This window comes from Parabacteroides sp. TM07-1AC (assembly GCF_003480915.1).
GTDB lineage: Bacteria > Bacteroidota > Bacteroidia > Bacteroidales > Tannerellaceae > Parabacteroides > Parabacteroides chongii.
The window spans coordinates 80569-88883 of the sequence record NZ_QUKD01000011.1; the positions used below are offsets into that span (position 1 = coordinate 80569).

The 8315-nt window shown below is 38.4% G+C and carries 5 protein-coding genes; all 5 read left to right on the forward strand.

Translation table 11 applies throughout. From position 1 onward, the window contains the following. Positions 1 to 127: 127 nt before the first annotated feature. Positions 128 to 697, forward strand: coding sequence for an RNA polymerase sigma-70 factor (locus tag DXD68_RS19505; RefSeq protein ID WP_122363167.1), 570 nt, complete (start codon positions 128 to 130; stop codon positions 695 to 697). Positions 698 to 762: 65 nt separating this feature from the next. After that, positions 763 to 1749: a FecR family protein gene (locus DXD68_RS19510; protein WP_122363168.1), complete on the forward strand. Its 987-nt coding sequence runs from the start codon at positions 763 to 765 to the stop codon at positions 1747 to 1749. Between the two features lie 270 nt (positions 1750 to 2019). Continuing rightward, positions 2020 to 5274: a SusC/RagA family TonB-linked outer membrane protein gene (locus DXD68_RS19515; protein ID WP_233577243.1), complete on the forward strand. Its 3255-nt coding sequence runs from the start codon at positions 2020 to 2022 to the stop codon at positions 5272 to 5274. Positions 5275 to 5284: 10 nt separating this feature from the next. Then, positions 5285 to 6988 (forward strand): RagB/SusD family nutrient uptake outer membrane protein, encoded by a 1704-nt coding sequence (locus DXD68_RS19520; RefSeq protein ID WP_122363272.1) that lies wholly within the window; start codon positions 5285 to 5287, stop codon positions 6986 to 6988. Between the two features lie 15 nt (positions 6989 to 7003). Next, the coding region (locus DXD68_RS19525) for a sulfatase family protein (RefSeq protein WP_233577244.1) at positions 7004 to 8315 on the forward strand (1312 nt) is incomplete at its 3' end.

The window sequence follows — 8315 nt, forward strand, 5'->3', positions numbered from 1 at the left end:
AACGACGGACCGGAAGTCTGGAAGCAGTTGAGTTGGATGGAGGAATAAAAACCATTCGAACTCTTGAAAAGTCCTGGAAAACGTTTACTTTTGTTTCCAGGACTTTTTTATTTATTGGAAAAGGAAGATGTTAACAGAAAAACGGATAGTACCTTATAGTTTTGAGGAAATATATGTTTCATATTTCTCCAGGATGAAGTATTTTGCTTTAGAATATGTATTATCTGAAGAGGATGCAGAGAATATTGTACAGGATGTTTTTACCGAACTATGGGAAAGAAAAGAATTACTTACTTATAATATTAATTTAGTCGCATTCCTTTTTACCTCTATAAAAAACAGATGTATAGATCATTTGCGGCACCGTACAGTTGTTCAGGAAGCTGTTGATAAAATACAGGAAGAATACTTGATGACTTTACGGGTTAAGCTTGCTTCTTTGGAATTGTTTGATCAGTCTCTTTTTTCGGAGCAGGAAATAGAGCGAATTGTTACTGAAATAATTGATTCACTGCCGGATAAATGTCGTGAGATATTTATAAAAAGCAGAGTGGAAGGGAAAAAACAGAAAGAGATTGCTGCAGAATTGAATCTGTCGCTTAAAACTGTTGAAAACCAAATGAATATAGCTTATAAAAAGATAAAAGCTGAATTAAAAGATTATTTGCCTCTTCTTTTGTTCTTTTTGAATAATTAAAAAAATAAATACCCTTTTGGGGGTTTTCTCTCCTTCATCCGTTTATTAAATACAATACGGAAAATATGGACGAACGAATATATAAATATTTTTATGAGGAACTTTCCCGGGAGGAACGTTTATCCTTGTTGCGGGATGTAGAGGTTGATGAAGCTTTGCGAAAGGATTTTGCAGAGTTACAGAATATGCATGCATTGATGAATCTGGGACATCAGTTGGAAAACAAGGTAATCGGTAAGCAAAAGTATAATCAGTTTATTTCGCGTAAGCAGCATGGCGTTTCGCAAAAAAGATGGTTGCGTTGGGGTAACTATGCTGCTCTTATTATTATGTTGGTGGTTTCTTCGAGTCTGTTGACATACCAATATATGCAAATTAAGATGCAGCAGGAATTATCTCCCGATTCAATGAATACTTTGTATACACCTGCCGGGCAGCGGGCACAATTGGTTCTGCAGGATGGGACGGAGGTCTGGTTGAATGCAAAATCCAAATTGATATATCCTTCACAGTTTACAGGTAAAGAAAGAAAGGTAGTAGTGGAGGGGGAAGCTTTTTTTAATGTGGCTAAGGACTATGAAAAACCATTTATCGTTTCATCACAAGATGTGGATATGAAGGTTTTGGGGACACAGTTTAATGTGTACTGTTATCCAGAAGCCGGCTATATTCAGACTAGCTTGCTGGAAGGTTCCGTTCGTGTCTTTTTTCAGGATAAAGAAAGTGAGGGAATCACTTTGAAGCCCGATCAGCAGGTGACAGTCACCGGAGGAAAAATGGTTGTAGAACCGATTTCTTTGAATGATCATTTTTTATGGCGTGAAGGTATTTATGCTTTTGAGAATGAACCTTTGATAAATATACTAAAGAAAATGGAATTGTATTATGATGTAAAGATCATGGTTAAGGATACTTCTTTATTCAATGATACTTATACCGGTAAATTCAGGCAGCGTGACAGTCTTGATGATGTATTCCGGGTGTTACAGCAGATACGAAAATTCAAAGTAGAAAAAGATAAAGATAAAAATATTGTGACCTTGAGTAAATAACATGTTAAACTAAAAACAGAATGCGTATGAAGAAATAACAATCGTAAAAAACAAAAGCGGCAGAAGCTACCAACAACTGCCGCCGATGTAAAGCAAACACAAGTCGTAAAATTTTAGTATTCACTTTTAACATTGAACAAATGTATGAAAAGAAAAACTTTGTTACAGCACTTTGCTGTGCTTAATAACAGCATTAAAGATTTTTTTAGGATTATGAGAATATCACTGTTACTTTTATTTGTCTGTGTATGTCAGTTAATGGCAACTGATATGGATGCACAAAATACAATTGTTAAAATCAAACAGAATAATATTTCTGTTAAACAGTTGATAAAAGAGATCGAGTCGCAGACTGACTATTTGGTCGTATTCCGGAATCAGGATGTGGATGTGGATAAGTTGATTTCTTTTAAAAAGACATCAGCCAAAGTTGCTGATCTTTTAGAAGAAATGTGCAAAAATGCAAATATTAATTTTGTATTTGCAAGTAATTACATTACTCTATCGAAAAAGCAAGCTGAAGCGGAACAGGGAAAGAAAAAAGTAGAGGGGACTGTTACTGATGTAAAAGGCGATCCTATTATCGGTGTAAATGTTGTGGAAGTTGGGACAAATAATGGTATTATTACCGATATAGACGGAAATTATTCATTGGAGGTTGATGACAATGCAACCATTCAATTTTCTTTTATAGGTTATTTGAGCCAAAGTGTGGCAGTACAAGGAAAAAATGTCGTAAACATAAAACTTCAGGAAGATATGCAAGCATTGGATGAAGTTGTTGTGGTTGGTTATGGTACTGCTAAGAAAAGTGATTTAGCCGGCTCTGTTGTTCGTGCGGATCTGGGTACTTTACAGGAATCTCCCAGTATCAGTTTGGGTTCCGCCTTACAGGGAACTGTTCCGGGGCTGAATGTGGGTGCGGTCACAGAGGCTGGTAAGGGACCGGATATGTCAATCCGTGGACGTACATCCATCAGCGGAGGAAATTCACCGCTGATTGTTCTGGATGGTATTATATTCCGTGGAAATATGGTCGATATCAATATGAATGATGTGGAATCAGTAGATGTATTGAAAGATGCCAGTGCCGCGGCTATTTACGGTTCCGAAGCCAGTAATGGTGTTATCCTTATTACGTCGAAGACTGGTAAGGTGATGAGTAAACCGACTATCGAATATAGCGGCTCTTTTTCTTACCAGCAACCGACTAATAAGGATATGTTTCCTGAAGGGAGAGACGGTTTCCTTCGTAAGATTAGCGATCGTTTTCTGGAAGAGAGCAGAACCGGTAACGATATGCTGACAATGAATCCGAACTGGGATGTAACGAAACATTTGATGGATGGAAATACATTGGCTGGTTATAATGCCGGAACAGAAACAGACTGGTGGGACTTGCTGACGAATGATATGCCGTATATCCAAAATCATAATTTAAGCGTGAGAGGAAAAAATGAACTGAGCAGCTATTATTTCTCTATGGGATATACGGATCAGCAGAACCTTATTATCAATGATACTTATAAACGTTATAACGTCAGGGTTAATATGGATACCAAAATCACTAATTGGTTGAAGGTGGGGGTACAGTCTTTTTTTACAGTCAGTGATTATTCGGGAGTGGCTCCGACATTATCAACAGTTGTCAATTTGCCTCCGATTGTTGCAGTGACGGATGAAAGCGGGGAATATATTAAAGAACCGTATAAAAATACGACCAATCCGTTGCTTCAGATAGAGCAGGATGATGTAAACAAGCGTTATAACTTATTCGCTAATTTTTATGCGGATGTTGATATTCCTTTTATCAAAGGTTTAAACTACCGTATGAATTTCTCACAGAATTTGATTGAAGGGAAAGAGTATAATTATAATGCACTGGGACAAAACTTTACAGGGAAAGCTTCAAAGATGAATTCCAGTCAATACAACTGGACAGTCGATAATATTGTCTCTTACAAACGTACATTTGGGAAACATTCTATCAATGCGACTTTCGTATATGGTGTTGAAAAGCGACAATATGAAGATACGAAAGCTGGTGCAGCCAATTTCCAGAATGGTATTTTAGGGTTTGACAAGCTCGAAGCTGGACAAGCCGATTTACAAACGGCAGAGTCAGGGGCTTGGCAGGAATCCAGCCTATATACTATGTTGCGTGCTATTTATTCATTTAACGATCGGTATATCTTTACGGGAACAGTGCGTCGGGACGGCTTTTCCGGCTTTGGTAAAGATCATAAATTCGGAGTATTCCCTTCAGGTGCTTTTGCCTGGAGAATCAGCGAAGAAGATTTTTTCAAAGAGAAAGTCAATTGGATGGAGAATCTGAAATTGCGTTTGTCTTATGGTTCAAACGGAAACAGGACTGTTGGACGCTATCAGACATTGGCTCAGCTGGGTTCAGGAGCAGGATCTATTAAAATTGGTGATACTTCTTATGATGCCGGTTATTTGTTTGGTGATGGTGCCAGTGCGGAACAGATGCAGTGGATTACGTCATTAGCTAATGCCGATCTGAAGTGGGAAACAACTAATACATTTAATACCGGAGTGGATTTCAGTATGTTGAACGGACGTATTTTCGGTAATGTTGATTATTATGTGTCGCAAACGAATAATCTGTTGTTTAATATTAATATCCCCGATATGAATGGATTGTCGACTATCCCAACCAATATCGGTAAATTGAAAAATCACGGTGTTGAATTTTCAGTAACAGGTGTGCCCGTACAAACCAAAGATTTTAGTTGGGATGTGACTTTTAATTTTTCACGTAACAGAAATAAAGTAGTAAGTATCCTGGGGCTTGATGCAGATGGTGATGGAAAAGAAGATGACCTGATCGCCAATAAAATATTCATGGGGAAGCCTTATGGAGTAAAATATGATTATAACATCATAGGTATGTGGCAATTAGCAGATAAACAAAATGGTTTGATTCCGGATGGTTTCGAATACGGTACGTATAAAGTGGAAGATGTAAATAACGACGGAAAGTATACAGCGGATGCAGATCGTAAGATCATTGGTTATGAAGATCCGGCTTATCGCTTCAGTATTCAGAATACATTCAGATATAAAAACTGGGAGCTGAAGTTTTTTATCAATTCGGTTCAGGGTGGTAAGAAATATTATTATGGTCAGCCGGCTAAGGATGTTCCTAATCCGGATAATATTTATCAGGTAAACCTATTCAACTTCGATTACTGGACTCCGGAAAATCCGAATGCACGTTATCGTCAGTTAGGTTATTTCTCGCAGGCTTTGGGAGGATATGCATTCTCTCCGTATGTACAGCGTAATTTTGTCCGTTTGCAGGATGTTACGGTTTCTTACAATGTGCCGTCTGCCTGGTTGAATAAATTCAACATAAACCGTTTGAAAGTATATGTATCGGGAAAGAATCTACTGACATTGACAGATTGGGATGGCTGGGATCCGGAAACCGGTGCCGGTTTGGATTCTTCCAAATATCCTGTGATGAGAAGTTATTCTGTTGGTCTTAATCTTGAATTTTAATAGTATGAATATGAAATCATTAAAATATAGTATTGTATTTCTGGCAGCGTGTACACTTTTTGCGTCGTGTGATGAAAGTAAGTTCCTGGAAGAAAAACCTTTGGATTTTTATTCTCCGGAAAACTCGATGGAGACGTCTGCCCATTTTCAGTCATCCGTTAATTATTTGTATAACAGGGTTAGGCATTTACAATGGGGAACTAATACGGAAGCCCGGTTTGCTTTGCGTTATGCTACCGATTTCGCATTTAATGCTACCGATTATTATAAAGCGGCTAAGTTGAATGATTATACGAATGTGATGGTTCCTACTTATTCGGTTCCTTTGGAAATCTGGAAAACTTGTTATACGATTATATCGAATGCAAATGTAATACTGAACCGATTGACATTAACGGAAGCGATTACGGATAGTGATAAGGACACATTCCGTGGAGAAGCTCTATTTTTTAGGTCTTATGCTTATAAAATTCTGGCTAATCTTTATGGGGGCGTACCGTTGGCTTTGGAAGAGGTTGAGACACCTCGCCGTGATTATGTCAGGGCCACTCGTGAAGAAGTCTATGATCAGATCAGAAAAGATCTGGAAGAGGCGGAGACGTTATTAGATGATATCGATAAAGTAAAAGACGGGAAAATAAGTAAGCAAATGGTTGAACATTTGTTATCTGAGATTTATATCAGTCTGGAACAATACGATCAGGCTATCAGTGCGGCGACTCGTGTAATCGATTATCCGGCTATGGCGTTGATGACTTCCCGTTTCGGATCGCGTAAAGATGAAGAAGGGGACGTTTATTGGGACTTGTTTCGGTTGAATAATCAGAATCGTAGTAGCGGAAATACAGAAAGTTTGTGGGTTCTTCAGTACGATTATCAGAACCCCGCTTCTTCCACTGAATATAATATGCCATGGGTTGTTTTACCATTTTACCAGAATATACAGATTTCAGAGAAAGATGCTTCTGGAAATGAAATAAAAACGAATGCCTTTTTAGGGGTGACAGACGGTAAAGGTGGTCGTGGAGTTGGTTGGATGCAACCGACGAAGTATTTCTTCAATGATCTATGGAAAAATGGTTCGGAGAATGATATGCGTAATTCCTCTTATAATATAATGCGCGATGTAAGGATAGATAATCCGGCATCTCCTGCATTCGGTAAATGGTTAGTGAAAGATGGCTATTCGACTCAGGTTGATTCGATTCGTCAGTGGTTCCCATTCTTGACCAAAGTCTCTAGAATGAATAATTTCCCGGAAGATTTATATCAGAAGGATTCAAATGGAGAACCGATTGTAACCGAGTTTGGAGAACATTTGTTGATAAATAATGCGAATAGTTCTTATAAAGATGAATATATGTATCGTTTGGCAGAAACATATCTATTACGTGCTGAAGCATATATTGGAAAAGGTGATAAAGAAAAAGCTGCCGCTGATGTTAATGTAGTACGTGCCAGAGCAAAAGCAGAACCGGCAAAAGCTTCTGAAATGGATATTGATTATTTGTTGGATGAACGTATGAGAGAATTGTACGTGGAAGAAATGCGTATGGTTACTTTATGTCGTATGGGTAAATTAGTGGACAGGAATAGGAAATATAATCCAAAGAGTGGTCCCTCCATTTCTGATTATCATAATCTATGGCCTATACCTTTCTCTGAAATTGAACGGAATATCTTTGCTGAAATCAAGCAAAATCCAGGATATTAATAAATATAATTAGATATGATTAAACAGATAAAAGCCAGTAGCCTGCTCCTCTCTTTTGGGGGGCTGGCTACCCTAGGCTGTACAACCCTGGCAGAACAGGCTACAGATAAGCCTAATATTATTTTCATCTTTGCAGATGATATGGGATACGGGGATGTTTCGGCATTGAATGAAAACTCTCGGATACAGACAAATAATATAGATAAGATTGCAAATGAAGGAGTTGTCTTTATAGATGCACATTCAAGTTCATCGGTTAGTACCCCTTCTCGTTATAGTCTTTTGACCGGACGCTATAATTGGCGTTCAACGGAAAAGTCCGGGGTATTAGGAGGGTATAGTAAAGCGTTAATTCCACAAGGACGTCGGACTGTAGCTTCTGTTTTGAAAGATCAGGGATATGAAACGGCTTGTATCGGTAAATGGCATTTGGGGTGGAATTGGGATAATATTGATGCCGGAGTGGATAGTATTGATTTCAGTAAGCCGATAACAAATGGCCCTACGACACTAGGTTTTGATTATTTTTATGGAATTTCCGGTTCATTGGATATGGCTCCGTATGTTTATGTAGAGAATAATATGCCTACAGCTTTACCTGATAGAGTAACTGAAAATACAGGAATGAAATTTTGGCGAAAAGGTCCGACAGCCTCTGATTTCGATCATGAACAGACGATGCCTAACTTTGTAAACAGGGCGGTCCGTTATATCCATAAAAAGGCTAAGAGTGACCGGCCTTTCTTTTTGTATTTACCATTACCTGCACCACATACGCCGATTCTTCCTATCAAAGAATATCAAGGTAAATCGGGCTTGAATCCATATGGTGATTTTGTTCTGATGGTAGATGATATGGTAGGAAAAGTAATGAAAGCGTTGAAGGATGCGGGTATTTCAGAAAATACGATTTTGGTATTCAGTACGGATAATGGCTGTAGCCCGGAAGCTAAATTTGACGAACTTCAGGCGAAGGGGCATTATCCAAGTTATATTTATCGAGGACATAAGGCAGACTTGTTTGATGGTGGACATCGTATCCCTTGTGTTGTTAGATGGCCGGCAAAGGTAAAGCATCATGTAATAAATCAGACGATTTGTCTGACTGATTTCTTCGCTACTTTTGCTTCAGTTGCCGATTATCAACTGAAAGATTCGGAAGGAGAAGATAGTTATAATATTTTACCTTTGCTTATTGAAGAGAAAGAAGGGACAGTTATTCGTGAAGCCACTGTCCATCATTCGATAAACGGTGATTTTACGATTCGCAAAGGCAAATGGAAACTGTTATTATCACCGAGTTCCGGTGGTTGGAGTTTCCCGAAAC

Bases quoted from the DNA above. Each gene is read 5' to 3' on its own strand.
- DXD68_RS19505 (WP_122363167.1), top strand. From the start codon at position 128: ATGTTAACAGAAAAACGGATAGTACCTTATAGTTTTGAGGAAATATAT.
- DXD68_RS19520 (WP_122363272.1), top strand. From the start codon at position 5,285: ATGAAATCATTAAAATATAGTATTGTATTTCTGGCAGCGTGTACACTT.
- DXD68_RS19510 (WP_122363168.1), top strand. From the start codon at position 763: ATGGACGAACGAATATATAAATATTTTTATGAGGAACTTTCCCGGGAG.
- DXD68_RS19515 (WP_233577243.1), top strand. From the start codon at position 2,020: ATGGATGCACAAAATACAATTGTTAAAATCAAACAGAATAATATTTCT.